This is a genomic window from Anabaena sp. PCC 7938, assembly GCF_049315035.1.
Lineage (GTDB): Bacteria > Cyanobacteriota > Cyanobacteriia > Cyanobacteriales > Nostocaceae > Anabaena > Anabaena cylindrica.
Window position 1 is genome coordinate 144,964 of sequence record NZ_CP186038.1, and the last position, 18,043, is coordinate 163,006.

8 protein-coding genes are annotated in these 18,043 nt (G+C 38.2%); 3 read left to right on the plus strand and 5 right to left on the minus strand.

Features of this window, described 5'->3' with window-relative positions:
- Positions 1–393 carry a PadR family transcriptional regulator gene (locus ACOWPH_RS29905; protein WP_015364289.1) on the minus strand — a complete coding sequence of 131 codons (393 nt, stop codon included), beginning with the start codon at positions 391–393 and terminating at the stop codon, positions 1–3.
- Between the two features lie 863 nt (positions 394–1,256).
- Between ACOWPH_RS29905 and ACOWPH_RS29910 the strand changes: the two genes are divergently transcribed.
- The gene (locus tag ACOWPH_RS29910; protein ID WP_015364290.1) at positions 1,257–5,375 is read left to right on the plus strand and encodes a hypothetical protein; all 4,119 of its coding nucleotides are present in this window, start codon (positions 1,257–1,259) and stop codon (positions 5,373–5,375) included.
- 597 nt (positions 5,376–5,972) lie between these two features.
- Complete coding sequence (locus ACOWPH_RS29915) at positions 5,973–6,635, plus strand: Uma2 family endonuclease (RefSeq protein ID WP_015364291.1); 663 nt, start codon at positions 5,973–5,975, stop codon at positions 6,633–6,635.
- A gap of 59 nt (positions 6,636–6,694) precedes the next feature.
- Here ACOWPH_RS29915 and ACOWPH_RS29920 read toward each other — a convergent pair whose 3' ends face one another.
- Positions 6,695–7,480 carry a hypothetical protein gene (locus tag ACOWPH_RS29920; RefSeq protein ID WP_015364292.1) on the minus strand — a complete coding sequence of 262 codons (786 nt, stop codon included), beginning with the start codon at positions 7,478–7,480 and terminating at the stop codon, positions 6,695–6,697.
- Positions 7,481–7,524: 44 nt separating this feature from the next.
- Positions 7,525–14,085, minus strand: coding sequence for a hypothetical protein (locus tag ACOWPH_RS29925; RefSeq protein ID WP_015364293.1), 6,561 nt, complete (start codon positions 14,083–14,085; stop codon positions 7,525–7,527).
- Positions 14,086–14,133: 48 nt separating this feature from the next.
- Here ACOWPH_RS29925 and ACOWPH_RS29930 point away from each other — a divergent pair, with 48 nt between their 5' ends.
- Positions 14,134–14,664, plus strand: a complete 531-nt coding sequence (locus ACOWPH_RS29930) for a hypothetical protein (RefSeq protein WP_015364294.1) — start codon at positions 14,134–14,136, stop codon at positions 14,662–14,664.
- Between the two features lie 376 nt (positions 14,665–15,040).
- Here ACOWPH_RS29930 and ACOWPH_RS29935 read toward each other — a convergent pair whose 3' ends face one another.
- Both ACOWPH_RS29935 and ACOWPH_RS29940 read right to left on the minus strand, forming a co-directional pair.
- Positions 15,041–16,831, minus strand: coding sequence for a relaxase/mobilization nuclease domain-containing protein (locus ACOWPH_RS29935; protein WP_244887775.1), 1,791 nt, complete (start codon positions 16,829–16,831; stop codon positions 15,041–15,043).
- Between the two features lie 176 nt (positions 16,832–17,007).
- Positions 17,008–17,409, minus strand: coding sequence for a plasmid mobilization protein (locus ACOWPH_RS29940; RefSeq protein ID WP_042466388.1), 402 nt, complete (start codon positions 17,407–17,409; stop codon positions 17,008–17,010).
- Between the last annotated feature and the right edge of the window lie 634 nt (positions 17,410–18,043).

An 18,043-nucleotide genomic window follows, 5' to 3' on the forward strand; every position in this document is an offset into this window, starting at 1 on the left:
CTACACCCCCTCTACTCCCAATTGATTAGGTAGTAGTTGTACAAAATTCAATTGTTCAATAAAAACTGGTTTCCATCCAGCAAGATGGGCGCGGTATTCCTGAGTTTCTCTAAGTACCTGTTCCCCTAAACCAGTAATTTCGTAATATTTGCGTCGCGCACCACCTGATTCTGGGTCTGTTTCTTCACCCCAACGAGATTTAACTAAACCTTTTTTTTCCATCCGATGGAGTGTGGGGTACAGGCTACCAAATCCTATCTGGCGCTTACCATCACTAGCTTCGTTAATGGCGTTCATAACTTGCAGTCCGTATAGTTCTTTGCCACGCAACACTGTCAGCAGGTCTTCTTCAAGAGCTGACAGGGTGATTAACTCTTCATTTTTTTTAGCCATGAATTATTTGCTAGTGGATGATATATGTAATAACGATGTATTTTACAAATTTGATATACCGGATGTCAAGTGCTGGTAAAAAATTATTTGGATAGAGGGACTTAGGCTTAGGCATCCACCTAATGTCTGCGACGCTATATTTACATAGAATGAGGTGCGATTCGTTGGTAGCCGAATCACGGTGCGACTTAAAGGATAAGCTTTCCGAACCCAAAGCCTAACTAGCTTCTGTCTTTGTCATAGCGCGATAGCTAAAGGCTTAAGCTTCTCTAAGAGACGCTACGCGAACGCTTATCGCAAAGCTCAAAACTCTTATTTAGTCATGGACTCACGGCAACTTTATCCTTTAATTTTCGGTTAACCTAAGCAGGCAAGTCACCCTCCTGACCCGGCTACCTCAACGAGCCGCACGCAATCTTTTCCTTTAAGTCACAGTCCCCCTCAAGTGATCGCCTCCGGCGGGCGGGCGTTCTGCCATCGCCCCCAACACCACCATAAGGAGCGATCGCTAAATCCCCCACTCGTGATAAACATCCAGCTTACTGACAACAATAAAGCTCACAACTATTAATATTACGTTCAAAAATAAAAACCACTCACCCTTATTGAGAATAAAAAAGGGCAATTTTCGACTACTCATTATCTCCCCCACTTGTGATAATTAACTCCCCCCCTTGTGATAATTGATTTTCATGAAACCCTTACTCAATAAAGCTTTAACCCCCTAACCACCAAAATCACCTAAAAATTGCACATTATATAGATATGGCCGAAAAAAAACTACTCAAAACGGGGTTGTATGCTAGTCAGAACATCTATTCCAGCCCTGCGGGGACTACTCACCTGGTTTTGAGTGCGCTGCCATGAAACGTCAATACACCACCAAACGCAATCCTTGTCCTATCTGTGGCAACCATCACGGTTGCGCTATTCGCCCAGATAATCTAATTGAGTGCCTACGGAGTTTCAGCCAACATGATGCCCCGGCTGGTTATCGCTTTATCAAACCCTTGCGTAACGATATGGGCGGTTTATTTGTTCCAGATGACCAAAATGCCCAAAACCAGGATAAGCCTCTGTATTCGCCTCAAAAACGGGCTGACAGTAGACAAACAAACAAGGGGTTGAGTATTGAGGAGCGCGATCGCCAAAACCGATTACTTTTAAACTCCACAGTGAGTAGTTTGGGTACTCAACATTTCTCCCATCTCCAAGAACAACGACAGTTGACTACTCAAGAAATTAACTGGCTCAAAGACTTAGGCTGGGTGAGAAGCTGGGAACCTGGAGCTTATTCCCCTGCGGGTGTAACATCGTCTCTTACGGGTATTTCACCTGAAGGTAAACTATTGGGGAGAGAAGGAATAGCGATCGCAGCCCTTGACCCCAATTTTCAAATCACCGGCTTTCAAATTGCCACCCTGCGAACACAACCCAAATACATTTGGTTGAGTAGTTCCTACCAGGGAGGAAGCGGACCCCAATTACCAAATGGCGAACTACCTCTGTTTTGCTGGAAACATCCAAACGCCAAAAAGGTGAAAGTAGTAATTCTCTGCGAAGGCGCACTCAAATCTCTACTCACCGCCGTGTCTTTGTGGCGTTCTGGGCAAACTGATATTGCCGTCATTGGTACAGCATCTGCCGCCCGCTATGGTCAACAAACCCTCAAAGATTACCTGAAGCGGTTGCGTCCCCAAGAAATTCAGCTGATGCCTGATGCTGGTGCAATACTCAATCCCCACATTGCCAAAGCCAATGAAGATACTCTGCAACAGTGCCGTAAATTGAGATATTCTCTATCTGTGGGTGACTGGGGACAACTGGAAACTAAAGAGCAATTAGACATTGACGAATTACTATCCGTAGGTCGGCAAGATGAGATTAAACTAATTAGCACTGCTGCTTACCTGAATCGCCATCATATCCATCAGCAAATCAGAAAACTACTCAAACAAGGTTCATTCCAGTTGGTGCAGGATAAGTTGATTACGCTAAAACCCGCTACCAACTCTACAGACAACATAGATTTAATTCACCAATATGCAAAAGGCGTTGAATACTGCCGTAAAGGTGGATATCAGGTAGTGGTGAGTTGGCATAATGAAGCGATGCTTTCTCTTGAAAACGCTCCGCAAACGGTCAGCGCAACCATAACACCAGAAGAGTTTTTTGCTGGTTGTTCAGAACAAGTACAAGAGTCCCTAGCTCAAATAGACCGAGAATGGGGAATGCTCTACAAGCTGAAGCTATGGTTTGGGCGGATGGTGGAGCGTTATCGTCCCAAGAAAGGTTTTGGTCAACAAAATTCGGGAGTATCCGGTGGGTTAAACGAACCTCAGAGACACAGAGAACACGGAGAGAAAAAAGATAAGGTTGAGAGGTTTGACGCAGCTTCACAATGTGATGGTGTTGTCAAGAGTGATTTTTCTGTCTCATCCCCTGAGTTAAATGCAGATCATGATGGTTTTAGCAGAACCACAAATAGGGGAACAGAGTATAGGGAAGATGGAAAAACAGAAGTTTCCACAGATGGAGAAGTTATTAAGAATCAACCAGACTTAATACCACAAGAGGAAAGACAGCTACTTTCCCATGAGGGAGTTATCAAAAATCAATCGAACCCAATATCACAACCTGATAATAAACAACTACTTTCGGAAGATGGTCAAAGTTTATCCTCACCCATTGCACCGTGCAAGGTGATTGAGTACAAACCTGGGAAGTTCCCCAAATATGGCAATTTACAACAGCCACCAAAAATTATCTTCAAAAAAGGCCAGCGTTTGCAAGTGTACACTGAAGCTATTGCAGCAGGTTGGAAACACATTTTAGATAAAAGTCCCACTGGTACATTTAAAAGCCATGATGCAGGAACAGCTTTACCAAAAGCATTGGGAGTAGAAAAGTTATGGTACTTTACCAGTCATGCTCGCAATGTCAGTACAGAAACCATTGAGCGCAATTATGAATATCTGGATGTACGTAATTCAGGTATGGTTTGGGATACTACCCCAAACGGTAAACGTTACCTAAGATGGCCTAAGCAGGGAGAAACACCAGATACAAAAGGTAATTGTCATCGCAGTCAAATTTTTAATGTTTTACGCAGCAAGAATTTAGACTCTATTGAAGGTGCAGAAAATCCTATCTGTGCTACTTGTCACTTATTAGAAGCTTGTCGTGGTGTTGCTGGAGCGGGTTTTGGACATCGGTATTTGAGAAAAGAGACTTTCAAGAGCGATCGCATTCGTTCCCATCCCGATAGCGCACCCAAACCAGAAGATTTCGACTGGTCAACTAGCGGTATTTTCTGGGATGAAGTTATGCAAACAGTACAACCAATTAATACTATCACTACCAATTTACGCGACATTGACCGAGTAATGGCAGAGTTAATGACTAATTCTCCTGAAATCAGTCTGCAATTACAACCAATGTGGGCAATTTTAAGACAATGTATCACAGGAGATATTCAACAACCTTACTACGGTTGGAATGATGCTGATGTCCGAAGAATGTTGGGTAAACCACCTGAAAATTTAAATGCAATTATCACAAAAGCGATAGAAGTTTTACAACCAGATTTATTACCAATCTTTAACTCCACCAGTAAGTATGGAATAGATTTAAGTGATTTACCAAAGAAGATGCGAAAACAATTTGGTAATCCCATCTCTGAATTAGTGGAGAAAATTCAATTAGAAATAATAGTTAACTGGTTTATACCGTTTTTACAACTTTGGGGTAAACAGATTCCTGGTACAATTCGCATTGAATATGGAAAGCTAAATATTACAACTCGTAACTCACGTCATAGTGCGATTAGTCAATCAACAAAATGGAATGTTTACTTAGATGCTACTACCAAACCTGAGTACATAGCTTGGTGGTTTGATATTAACCCACAAGAAATTTTAACTGTAGAGCAAGAAATAACTAAAACCAACAATTTACAAATTATCCAAATCACCGGATTAGGACAAGTTTCTAAAAATCGTTCTTCCTACTGTCAAGAAAGAGTCAGCGCACTGCGACAAGAATTATTGTCTCGTCATAGTGATATCAAATTTATTGACTTTGTGAAATGCTGTGAAACTGAAGATGGTGGTTGGTTTAGAGACAGTCGCGGTTCTAACGATTTCCAGGAAATTACAGCCTTAGCGACTTTTGGAATTCCCTATCAAAATATTGGTCATTTAGAAACATTATATCTAACTTTAAAATCCAGTCATAACAAAAGTGAATATCAATTAGATGATTTGGAAATAAATGCTAACAGTAGTAATAACTTGTTAGAACACTCAGAAATAAATCAAGAGTTACAAAATTTTATTGACTGGGTTACACAATCTGAAATTATCCAAGCTATCGGCAGATTAAGAGTAAATAATCGTCCAGAATCAGAACTTTATTTTTACTTCTGTGCTGATTACGATTTAAGCTTTTTAGAATATGAATTCAAATGTGTGCAAGCAGCAGAAATTACGATTGAAGCTGGTTGTAAGGATGAGAAATCTTGGTGGAAAATTGAAACCGCAGTTAAAGAACTTTGGTTGCAGGGACAAAAGATTACTCAACCAGTTGTAGCCGCAGTTTCTGGTATTAGTCAGGGTTATATTTCTAAGTTAGCAACTGAGTTTGGAGGAGGTTGGAAACAATGGTTAAAAATATTCCTTTCTCTATTAAATAGTAATAATAGCAAAAGGAATAATTTGGAAGATATAAGCGATATTTTAAAAGAGGAATTGGAAATGATAAATATAGATTTTAGTCTGCAAGATTTAGAGATGAAATCTAATCAGGAAATAGTTAAAAAAGTGTTTGCGATAGAGAAACATTTAGATGATACAGATTGGCAGTATTTTTTAGATAAAATGCCAATAAAATCGCAGTCTAAAGTTATCGCTTCTTTACTTTCAATCTTGCCTAAGTGTTGGGTTCAGGAATTGATAGAAGTTGATTCTCTGTTTCCTGGGTAGCATCCGAAATGTGTAAGTTTATTTTTATCGTAAGCATTCAACCGTCAGCCAATCGCTACGCCATTTACTGATTGCTGATAGCTGAATACTTGCATATAATTAAACCGCAAATAATGACCGCGCGTATCGCTAAAGCGTTTACGTATTCTGCCGTAGGCATAAGCTCTGCTTTTCTTGTATGCCGCAGGCTTTACACGCGGCGTGATACAAGCTTTTGCCCGTTGTTGTAAGCCTGCTGTTAGGCATAGGGCTGTAGTAAACTAAGGCGAGAGAATTCCAGAGAGTTTTTGGTGTGGCTACGTTTATTTTTCTCAAAATTGGGATGCTCCCGTTCTCTGTTTCTTAACCGAACAGATATAATAAGTGTATCTCTAACGAGTAGTGAAACTCACAAATAGAAATGATATGAGTCATTTTTTTAATGAACTGTTAACAGTTAAATATTTATAGGAATTCAGTTTGATTCCTGATAGTGTTCACGTTCGTGGACTGTGGTGTAAGCCATAATTTTCGTGAAGACAGGAAACAAGGAATAGGGAATAGGAAAGAAGGAATCAAGATGTACCTAGTTTCGCAAAAATTAAATAGGAGTCCTATATGTTAAATTACAATACATTACATTGTTTACCTTCTTCAGCAGAATTACCAGATTCAGACGATACCCCAGTGGATAACGAACTACAAATTTTAATTCCCAACTTATTATTAGCCATCCTAGTTAATATTTGGCAAAAGCGAGATGACTGGTTTTTTGGTATTAATATGGGAGTTTATTATGCAGGAAGTAAACCTGCCATAGTCCCAGATGCCTTTTTAAGTTTGGGAGTAGAACGCTTTGTTGGTGAAAATGGGCGTTCTAGTTATGTACTTTGGGAAGAAGATGGTATTCCCCCAATTTTAGCTTTAGAAATTGTTTCTCAAACTTACAATTACGAATATGAGCAAAAGAAATTAGACTATGCAGAATTAGGCATTTTATATTATGTCATTTATGCCCCTACACGCCTACGTCGAAAACGTCAACGTTTAGAAGTTTACCGCTTAGTCAATGGTGAATACATCCTTCAACCAGGGGATAAAATTTGGATGCCAGAGGTAGGTTTAGGTATTAGTAAGGAACAGGGAACTTATCAAGGTAGAACCAGGGAATGGTTATATTGGTATGACGAAAATAGTAACAGATATTCTACCCAAGAGGAAGAATTGCAAACTCTTCTAGCTAGATTACAAGCAAGGGGAATTGACCCAAATACATTGTAAATTTTTGAAACTCTTTATTAATCAAGGTTTTGGATTTATTGATTAAGTCATAAATTCTATTACTCTCCTAACTCTTGTTCCTTTTTAAGTAATTGATTACTTTGATTATACTCCATTAACGCTATCAGTTTAAACTTTTCTATTTCCGCCTCTGTTAATTGATTTGTAGTAACTTGAAACTGTGCATAATTTGTTTTTCTCACAGCATTTAAAGCAACCTCGGTTTCAGAATATAAATATTGTTTTCTTTTCAAGATTAAAATTTGCTCCTCTGTCGCTGTAACTAGTAATGAAGCAGTAAATTCATCTGATTGATAAACCCTAATCTCTCCATCTTTACTATCTTCTATTAAACTTTCTTCGCTCATTAACCTTGCCATTATGAGAGGAATAACATATAACATAATGTCTTCCTCATATATTTTTGTTTTGTTTTCTTCTTGTTCATCTTCCAAAACTATAATCGAATCATAATTGATTTGAGTGGAATTATTTTGTTGATCTTCCGTTGTTTTATTTACATTTAAATCATCTATGAACATTACTGCTGATTCAGGAATAAACTCTCGATGTTCTAACTGGATATCATCTGGTTCAAATTCTATTAAAATAGATTCTTCTACTGTTTTTCCAGAATTGAGACTAGCAATAATAGATGCCAGGGTTTTTATAGCATCATTTTGTTCTTCAATACTTACTATTTCTGTTGATGGAATAGATTCTAATTCATCGTAACCAACATATTCGAGAAGTTGGCTGAACATATAAGCAGTTTTAGCAGAGGAAATATCAGGGGATATTTTACTTGATTCTTCAGTGAGTATAGTTAAAGGATTAGTTGTCATAAATTTATGCCAATCAATTGAATAAAAACTAAATTGATTAAATATTAAACTTGAAGATGCTGATTTTTGGCGAATGCCAAAGATTGATTGATATTATTGTTGATTTCCTCAAATATATCAATAACTTCAGCCGACACTTGACTCTGATTAATTTGTCCTAATTTAATATCCAGGAAAACAGTTCCATCTTTTTTTATAATCGTTAAATCTTTATGAGAGTTATTGATTGAAATCAAGTATTCTTTACCTTGTACTATAACTTCTCCATTTTCTTGAAGAATGCCAAATACATCCCCCATTCGTTGAGAAATTTGGGTAAGACGATTGATAGAATGTAGTTCTTGAAAATCATTATTCATTGCTACGACTGCTTTTTCTGTTAACTCTGCACCTGATTTAAATTCACTACCAACCTCTGCAATTCGCTGAATATATTCTGCTGACTTACCCAACTTTTGTGCAGTCAAATACCAAGTTCTTAATTTTTCTAATGTTGTTTCTTGATCCTGAATACTTTTATTAGCAACTACCTCCTTTTGAACAATGTTGGATGAGGAAATGGGTGTAGAGTTAGGCAACTTTAGCCCATGAGATGACATTACAGATGATGGCTGTGTAGGTACTGGGGAAGATACTTCTAAAGCCGATTGTGGTTGTTGGTTAGTAAGCGTAGTATCTTGTTCTAGCTTGACTGCGCGTGTGTACCCATCATTGACAGATTCTAGCTTATACCCCTGTACTTCTAAATATTGTTTTACCAGTTGGTCAGTACCAGCAGCATTACCCACTACAAAGGAACTTTTGGAAGCGATCGCTCTATCAATTAGTGGTACATAATGATTATTGAAGGTGTCCAAAATTTGTTTTTGAGTAACACCCCTCCAAGGACCTGAACCTGAAACCATAATCGTGTCATTGGCTGAGTACACACCTGTATTTGCCCTTTCCCCCCAAGCTTGTTGATAATTACGGGTGCTAGAGGGTGTTTCAGGTGGTGCAGATGACATACCAATGAATTGAGTAGCTATTTCAGCCATTGCCACATCCTTTTGCATATGCGGTGCTACAGCAGCATTCAGGGGTTGGAGATTAGCAAGTGGGTTGGAACTGTTGGGAGAACTAATAATTTCTTGGACAGAATCTTGAGGTTGAGGTGTGGACAGGGTTATAATTGTTTGTACAGAATCCTTCGGTATCAATTCTGAGGATGCTTGAATAGTCTGAGAATTTTCCAACACTTTAGAATATCCCTCAATCAAAGCGCGGATAAACGGAGATTCTTTACCCTTGCCTTCCCAGTAGTTATCTCTGGCAGAAGTGACATAGTGAGTACAGTTTTCCAGCCATTCCACACCTCCCCTTTGGGTTATAGCTGCAAACAACTTGGGGTGTTGTTCTAACTTAGCTTGAATAATTTCTGCCATTAACTGTATTCGTGGTTCTCCCAAAGGTACTGTTGTTTTGTAGTGTTGGTAAGCTTGTTCAGCAGAGACAAAAGGGACTCCAGCAGGTTTATCTTGGGCATAAGTTTCTGGTCCATATTTACCAGCGGGTACTGCGGCGTTATCACGGAAAGATACAGGATATTCTCCTTGGATTTTGCCTAATTCCTTGGCTTTAACAGTAGGATTAGTCATAGCCGCACCTAGAGGGTCAGAACTTCTCGAACCGATATTTACTGGAGAAGTAATAATAGATGCCAGAGGTATGGCTGTAGATAAAGGTGGTGGTATAGCAGGTGTAATTAACGACTTCTCAAGGTTGGGGCTGGGGAAAGGTACAATTTTTCCGTTGACATAATCTCCCAGCGGTTCCATGTTCAGTCCCCACACTTCCGGTTTATCCTTAAAGGTAGTGAGTTCTCGACTGCTGTGTTTTTCCATTGCGCCCCATTGTTGCTGATATGCTGCATCTGCAATCATTTCTGGGGTGATGCGGTATTGTTTACCTACTCGAAAGGCAACTTGTTGGGAACTGGACACGGCGATGGCGGAACGCCCGCTTTCAGCGATTGCGCTTCGCGCACTGCCGGAGGCAATCGCAATATCTCCCTCTTTAAACCCATAAGCTTTGTACGGTTCATAAGTCCTGGTTGTATGACATCTACCATATCCGCGCATAGCATCAATAGTAGTGCTGACGGGTAAAGCGTTGGGTTCACCGTGCATTTTCAGAGGAAACACCATTTGCACAGGTTTACCCGAAATCACAACATCCTTCTCTTCAGGTTTGGAGACAATGGTGCTATTAGCAGGTAATACCTGAGTTACTGCGGATATAGTTTGCAGATTTTCAGGAACTACAATTGTTTGTTGTGGTGGATTGTTATTTGATAAATTGGGTGTAACTATAACAGGTATTGTAGTTGTAGCTAATTCCTGAACTTTATCGAGTCTTTCCCCTATTATATGTGGTCTATTGGGAAGGGAATTAAGATATTGATTGTAAGCACTATTTTTTCCGTCAGCACTTAATGGTTCTCCAAACTTTGCCTTTAAAGCATCAAAATCATCAGATGGAATTGTACTACTAACCAAGTAAATTACAGAAAGACCTTTTTTTGTTTCTAGTGGTAAATCTTGTGGCGGTAAAACATTAAATTCAATATTCTTAGATTTAAACCAATTCTGAACTAATTCTGTTTTATGGTTGTCCACTGCTATTCCTATTAATCCCAGTACCTTATCTTCCTGACTAGTGAATAATATTGTCGGACGTTCTTTGATCTTCTCCAGCAATAGCCAACTTTTTTCAACCATCACCTCTTGCTTTGTTACCGTATTTAATTGGGAATTATCTTGAAAAGCTTGAGCTTCCTTTGTCCAAGTTTGCGGATATTGTACTGTATTGGGTTCAATATTAATAAAAGTGTGAGAAAAATTACTTTGTAATGTACAATTCACAGAACTTTGTTGACCATGTTTAAGCACTCCCAAATTTTGTAGTGCTTCCTTATCTTTTTTATAGTGGAGAACTCCTAATAATTCTCCATTGAGAAAAACAGCATCCCTATTTTTACTGGTTGGTACTTCTAAACTAACGCTTTTATATTCTTCTCCCGTAAAAACTTGACCTTTAAAATCATAAACATTAATCTTATTAATTTTCAACAAATTCCCATGAGGTGATTCAGCAATAATAAAACCACCTTCATGTTGACTATCACCAATAGATTTTAATTTAAGTTGTAGCGGATTACCATTAGCTAAATAATTTATTTTTCTTAATTCTTGAATTGAATCAGTATCCAGTTCTCCTAATGTTTGACCATCCAATTTAATTTTAGCTGTGTCAACAGGAACTGCTACATTACCAATAGTGAGTGTGACTTGTTCATTATTGAAAGTCTTACCTGCATGAGAAAATTTACTAATTTCTCTGATAGTAATGTTGATTGGTGGTTGCGATGGTAAATTAATAGTTGCCGTAGCTGTATAAGTTTCACCTGATTTAATATATGCTTGTGCCTGAGTACCAATTGCTAATTGGCCTGTTCTTTGTTCCAAAACAGCAAATTCTTTGTATTCTTCATCATTATCTTTGACAAATACCAATCTAGAATTATGTCTTTCATGTCCTGGAGGATAGCGACAGGCTTGTATTTCTATCGAATATTTTTCTTGCGGATTCCATTCCCTACCAACAAAATTATCTCCTTCCTTACCAATTCCTAATACTTTGAGTTGTAAAAATTGTAATTCATCTAATTGGCTAACTATTTCCTTACCAAAAGTTGCAAATACAAAGTTAGAAACTTTCTTACGAGAGTTGAAACTTGAATTATCTCCTTGTTCTAATTCATCTTGTCGAGAAGCTGATATATTCCATGTTGCGGCTGCAACTGCTAATTTTTGGTCTTCAGGAATTAAATTATAGAAATTTTCAGCAACAGCATAAGCTTCTTGAAACAGTAATTTGATTTGACTTTCTCTCAGTTCAGGTTTCAGTTCAACTAATGTTGCACCCTGAGTTATCATTCCTGGTTTGAGTTTATAGTCAATTACAGATTGTTGACTAACTGTTCCCAGTTTTGAATATTTAGGTTCTCCATTTTCCGTTTCTCCATCAATTTGTGCTATTGCTAATAAAGTATGGGGACGTTGCAAAGACCGATATTTTTCTGGAATTTCTTCTAAACGGATGTTGAGTGTAGAACCTTTCCAAATTCCTGGGTGTTCGTAGCGAGTGAGATTAGTGATGGTAATTTCTGTACCATTGCTGGTTTTGACAACAGCATAAGGTCCTTGTTCAGTTTCTCGACGTTTATTCAATCTGGTAGCTACATTGAATTTATCATCAAATTCTTGTTTAGTTAAAATAGCCTGAAATTTTTGTTGAGGAGTAAATTCTACACCTTTAAATAAATCTTGGAATTGGATAATAGGACGTGATTCTAAATGAGATGCTTCAAAGTATTTATTAACTTGGTTAATTAGTAATTCCACTGGTGAATAGCCAGTAGTGTTAATACCTTCCTTTAAGTAAGCAGATGAAGATTTTTTATCTTTTATATAATTAACATCTCGATAAAGATAGCGTTTGTTTTCAGCTATTACCTCCATATCAGGTTTTTTGGCACTTTTAAATAAATCCACTGCAATTTGATTTTGGAAACAAGCTGCTTCAATCATTTGTCGGTACATATTCCGATTAATTGCCATTGCTTGTTCTATCACTTGAGAATTTCTATCTTGAACAGATGCAAGTTTGAGAAATTCCTGCATCTGTTCTCTGTATTCTTCCCTTATGGCTTGAGGATGGTTTTGATTATTTTCTAAATTGACTAATTTTTTATAATGACTACCAACTTGGTCTAAATATTCTGTTTGTTGTTGAGAATTTCCATAAGTTATTAAAGTTTCAATTTCTGACTCTAAAGCTTCCAGTGCTGTCACATGATTATTGATAATACCAACGCTGATACCATCACTCATGTGAATAGCGATTTCTTCAAATTCAGGTTGTGTACCATCTTCTCTGTAAAAAGATTGCTTTTTCAGTTTGACTGTGGGAGCATAAGCATTTTCAGGCAGGTTTCTGTATTCAGCTTCGGCGGTAAAATTTGGATATTTACTGGCTAATTCCACACCAATACAGTCACCATCAAAGTCTCGACCTTGACGTTCTGATTCGGTTTCTATGGGGTCTAATTCTTCGGTTTCAATACCTTGTGCTTTTAGGGCTTCAATCCTAGCTTGAATGCGCTTATGGTCTTCATCGTTGACGATAATAATTCCTGCCAAGGGGTTGCCATCTGGTCCTAAGTAATCTTCAATATGTTTGTTGATAGAAACACATAAACCATTAGCATTTAAAAAAGGTGAGCGAAAATTCAGGATTTTTTCACCTTCTATCATCCAAGGTACACAAATTTCACCATTTTTAAGTTCTTTGGAGGGAATAATCATTTCCCTGTCAAATGTGAGGACACGACCAAGGGCAATATCCCGCCATTCATTTTGTACAAATCGTGTAAGTTCTTGTTTAACTTTCTCAGTTTCTAACAGTTGGTTATGGCCAAGTAAGTCTGCTTTGATAATTTTGTACATTAACAAGTCATCTTGTTCAGATTCACTATCTTCTTGTAAATCATCTAAATTAGGATTATCGTTATATAACTCTACTGGTTTATCTGGTGTTTCATTCTCTAATTGCTCTGGTTTTTGCTGTCCAATAAATGCTTTGCGTTTTTCGTATTTTTCGCAATATAGCTGTGCGACTTTTCTAGGGTCTTTCTGAATTTCTGCAAGTTCTTGTGCTTGCTTTTCTAATTCTTCCGCAAAGTCTTTTATACCTTGGGGGAAAGAAGCTAGTAGTTGAGAAATGGCAGTTTTACCCTTTTGAGACTGTGATTTTTCACCTAACCAAATAGTTTGATTATATAAACCTGGTTTGATTTGGGGTTTAATTGGTGTGGATGGGTTATCTTTATCCGTTCCTTTAAAGCTAGATATGGGGATAATGAGGTCAATTTTGGGTGAATCTTTTCGCCAAGAAAGTTCCTCGATACGCTGCGGACGCAACGTTCCTTTACCAAATCTGTATTTGGTATCCTCTCCATCATTTTCTCTCCATCCAAATCGGTGCTGAATTACACAAAAGTTTTTATCTTTTAGTTCGTTTTTATTAGTTAATTTATTGTATAGCTCGGTTGAAATTTGCCCGTAGCAGTCACCTACTAATTTCCAGGCATCTTCGTTTTTAAGAAATCCTCCGTTTTCTCCGGTGGCATCATCTACCACTAAAATATTGAGTTTTTCATGGATGGCGTTTTTGCATGAGCCTAAAAAAATCGAACCGTAAGCACCACGGTCTTTTCGATCTGGACAGAGTTTTTCAATGACCTCTAAACATTCTGGTGAACCATAGAGTAGCCTAGTTTTGGATGAAAACAGTAACACATCACCATTTGGATGGTTTTTTAAGTCTTCTGCGGTGCAGTGTTCATCCATTTGTCCAAAGGAAAAATCCCTCTCTGGTAAGAAGAATTCTAAAAGTGTATTATCTAGTTTTTCAGTTAAAATTGAATCAGCATTTTTGGCATTACCATCTGTATGAATCCACTGCTTTAGTCTAGTATCAAAATGTTTAAATTCTAGAGTCATGAGTAGTATTTGAGTTTTAATGAATAATAGATTTTTGTGAGGTTTAATATGTCAAGATTAAAACGCTGGCTAAATATCAATCAAAATAAAGTCAACCAAGATGGATATTTGAAACAAAAGTATTATCAACAATTAATTGATGAGGGGATGCCTTCCCATCTTATTGAACAACACGCTATGACATTGAAGAAAAATTATGATCAGTTAAAAAAATTAGATGAAACTGACCCTGAACCGTGGATCAATTACACTGCCTACGATTTCTTTACAGAAGAAGAGAAGCAGCAATTTAATGTTGATGGTTCTTTGAAACCAGAGTATGTGAAATATGCTCATAGTATTGGTATCAGTGCTGAATCATTAGCAGAAATGGAACGTCGTAAAAAAATTGAAGTTGATAATTACAATGAATTGTCGGCTCGATATGCGGAACAGGGCATAAATTTTGGTGAACAGCAAATGCAAGCAATTATTTCAAACAACAAAACTTATTTACAAAGAAGGAAGCAGATGGAAATAGATTTGCGTAATTTTGAAGATGTTGATACCTTGCCTTTTGAACCAGAAACACGGTATTGAAATTTGCCAATTTGGTAATTTATACATCACTGTTACAGGAGGTCACAAGGAATAGGTGACAGGTGACAGTGTGAAAAGTCTTTTGTTATCTGGGTTTTATCATCAATTGATGTCCTAAGTAAGTCGGCACGAAAAAAACAAGTTATGTAACAAAATGTAAAATGCCTTCTGCCTCCTGCCTTGCCACAACGATAAATTTCAACGCCTACCTACTTAACATGGGCGATCGCTATAACTACTAATAGTTTCCTCAGATTTGATTCTAAAAGTTATTTCAGTGATGGTGCTAGTAAAAAAAAGTAGAATTGGAGGTAATTTTTGTTTGTCGCTTTATATCGTTTGATATAAATCAAACCCATTTTTGATATAACTGTCTTTACTCCAATTCTCCGCTGTTTTCTTTTTCTTTTTGTCGGTTGTGGGTTAACAGTAGCATTTTCAGTCTTTCCAATATCATCAAATCTTCATCTGTCAACCCTTTATCTTTACTTTCAGCGTCATCATAGAGAGAAATTTCTGCAATTTCTTCCCCATTTTTGCGTTTTAGTTTGAGAATGTCTTTCTCTAGTTGAAGATCGTAGTATTTTCCTGAATATGTTTCTGGTTGTCCTGCTTGTTGCCAAAAAAATCTGATAATTGGGCTGATGTTGTTAGTGTGATTTTTTGAACTATTAACCGATTGGTGTGCGCTCAACAAAGGTGTAATGTTGGAAGGTATTGCATTACTCCCCTGACCGGAAGCTGGGTTGTCTACAGAAACCTTGCTTCTATTCTCAGTGTCCAGAGTATTTTTTGCAGGTTTACTAGAAGCGATAGCGAAGCGCTGCTGCAAGCAGTTCGCCTCCGGTAGTGCGCTCCGCGCAATCGCCAAGTGCTGCTGCAAGTCGTTTGCCGCCGATGGGTGTTTCGCCATAACTTGGCGTTCTGTTATTATCTTCGTTACTGCATTTTGAGCGATCTCCAGAGGTGGGTGTTTCGCCATAACTTGACGTTCCGCCATCGCCTCCTCAACTTCGATTAGTGCTTGACTACCCTCATTTGTATTATTTTTAGCTAATGGTGTAGTAATAGCTTGATGTAATTCTGATTGTGATATGTCTGCGGTGAGGGAAGTGATTACTTCCGGTAGTTCTGGTGCAGAATTCCGCGCCGCACTAATTCCTGAAGTAGTTTCTTGTTTATGCGTAGTTTTATTGGTTAATGGTATTGCTTCCTCCGAAGACAATATTGTTACCGTTGTTTCTATAGCAGGTGTTGGCATTTCTACCTGTTTTTTACCCTGACAAGAATATATTGCTGGTAAATCTCGCTCAGGGTTATAAGATACACCTCGTTTTTTCTGAAGTCCTGGAAAGCTGTATGCTGACCCTAATTTATACCCACCGACTTTGACACCATTCAACTCGAAAGCGATCGCCTCTTTAAACAACCCCCCGGTACTAAATTGGGGATGAACCACAACACTTTGTTGCTGAAGTCTGTGTATCAATTGGGTAACAGTTGGCTGGTCTTTCGTGGCTGCATCAATGATGTCAGCCAACAGTTGGGTAATAGGGGGTTGATTGGAAGAGTGGTGTTTTTGTTTTTGGGTTTGAGAATGGCGATCGCTAATAGTTGTTTCAATTCCAATTTTCTCCACTGTTTTAGCCACCCTATCACTGCTACAAGACACCTCTTCCAAACCGTACTCTTTCTCCAATTGTCGTAATATCACCTCACTGCGGCGATAATCCCAGGAATCTGGCACAACTGAGCCATTCATGCGGATACGCGAAGCAATGATATGAATGTGTTCGTGGTTGGTGTCATGGTGACGGGCAACAACGTACTGGCTTTGATTTAATTCCTCTCCCAAGAATTTCATGGCCTTGAGCCAATGCTGGGCAATTTCTGTGTATTGCTCATCCTCCAAATGTTCATGGTATTCCCCTTTGTTATGGGATACATCGCGGTGAGGAATAGAGAGAATGACATGAGCGCAAGCACGTTGGAGATTGGGGCGAAATCTTCTGGCTGCACCAAACTCTTTAGTTAGTTGTATGGGTGTATTTCCACCCATATTGCTCTCGATCATGGTGGCTTTCTCCTTACCCAGCACATATTCTAGGGTAGAGCGAAAGCTGTGATTTTTAAACTGTTTGCCAATCAATGGAACTCCTTTCAGCACTTTCTACGACGGGTTATGTAGGGGTTGGCTGAATACTTTGTTGAGATAATGATTTTGGAAAATGTGGTGAATTTTAGAGCGATAGCGTACCCCTACGGAGAAGCAAGCTACGCGGAGCGTCCCGGAGGGAACTAGCGCTGCTGCAAGCAGTTCGCCTTCATCATGTCTTTGACTAATCAAATAATCTCTTCTGGTTCATCAACTGTCACCCCACACTCCAGTAGTTGCATTTGTGTTTCCTTGATGGATGTACGCAGGGATTCTACTAAGTTTTCTAGCTGCTCAACATCAAAATTGACGGCTTGTCCTGTTTTCGATGCGTGAGTTGCTGCTGTAGCTATCTGGTTAAGATTCACCCCAATAGCATTCAGTTCTGTGTACAACTTCCAATTTAATTCAGGGGGAGGGGGCAATTCTACAACACGCCGTCGAAATGCAGCACGTCGAATAAATTCTGTGATACTCACTCTGCCTTCTTTTGCTTTCTGTTTAAGTTGCTCGTACTCATCAGCAGCAAAACGAACTGAAAGCCTAATTGTTCTGATAACTCCATCTGTTCTCTGAGTTTTTTTTGGCATGATGATTATTTCCAAAAAAACTTGTTCAGCTAAAAAATGCAGTGAAAATACGATTTTGAGTGGTTGAGTCCGAGTATAACGCATGCACAAAACATGGCTTGCGTCTCACCGGGAATTAAGGCAAACACGATTAAGGTATAATTTATAACGTATGATTATACCTTTCAAACCTTTCTACTGTAGGTATTTCAAGGCTATTTACTTAGTATGTAAATTAATATACAAATGTATAGTCCTTACTGGAAATTGGCTAGGATTGGCTAGGATTGGTTGCTTTTTTGCCACCTAAAAAGTTTATTTAGTTAATTTGTACTATTAAATTATCCATCAAGTGGCTGGGATTGGCTAGGATTGGCTAGGATTGGTTGGGATTGGCTAGACTTACTAAAATGAGTATTATTACTTATAACAACGGAAGTACACAATAATACTTTTCTAACCTAATAGTTTTCCATTAGGGTGTGAAATTTTTTGTGCTTTATTTATTTTATTTGTTTTTAAGCGTGTTTGCATATAAATAGTAATCAAGTTATATCAAAAATTATATCTGTTTTATACTTTTTGTTAGTTTTATATTCATACCTGAATGCTGCAATATAGTTTTTATTATTTATTAGATTTTGTGATACCAGAT

Bases quoted from the DNA above. Each gene is read 5' to 3' on its own strand.
- ACOWPH_RS29910 (WP_015364290.1), top strand. From the start codon at position 1,257: ATGAAACGTCAATACACCACCAAACGCAATCCTTGTCCTATCTGTGGC.
- ACOWPH_RS29925 (WP_015364293.1), bottom strand. From the start codon at position 14,085: ATGACTCTAGAATTTAAACATTTTGATACTAGACTAAAGCAGTGGATT.
- ACOWPH_RS29920 (WP_015364292.1), bottom strand. From the start codon at position 7,480: ATGACAACTAATCCTTTAACTATACTCACTGAAGAATCAAGTAAAATA.
- ACOWPH_RS29940 (WP_042466388.1), bottom strand. From the start codon at position 17,409: ATGCCAAAAAAAACTCAGAGAACAGATGGAGTTATCAGAACAATTAGG.
- ACOWPH_RS29930 (WP_015364294.1), top strand. From the start codon at position 14,134: ATGTCAAGATTAAAACGCTGGCTAAATATCAATCAAAATAAAGTCAAC.
- ACOWPH_RS29905 (WP_015364289.1), bottom strand. From the start codon at position 393: ATGGCTAAAAAAAATGAAGAGTTAATCACCCTGTCAGCTCTTGAAGAA.
- ACOWPH_RS29915 (WP_015364291.1), top strand. From the start codon at position 5,973: ATGTTAAATTACAATACATTACATTGTTTACCTTCTTCAGCAGAATTA.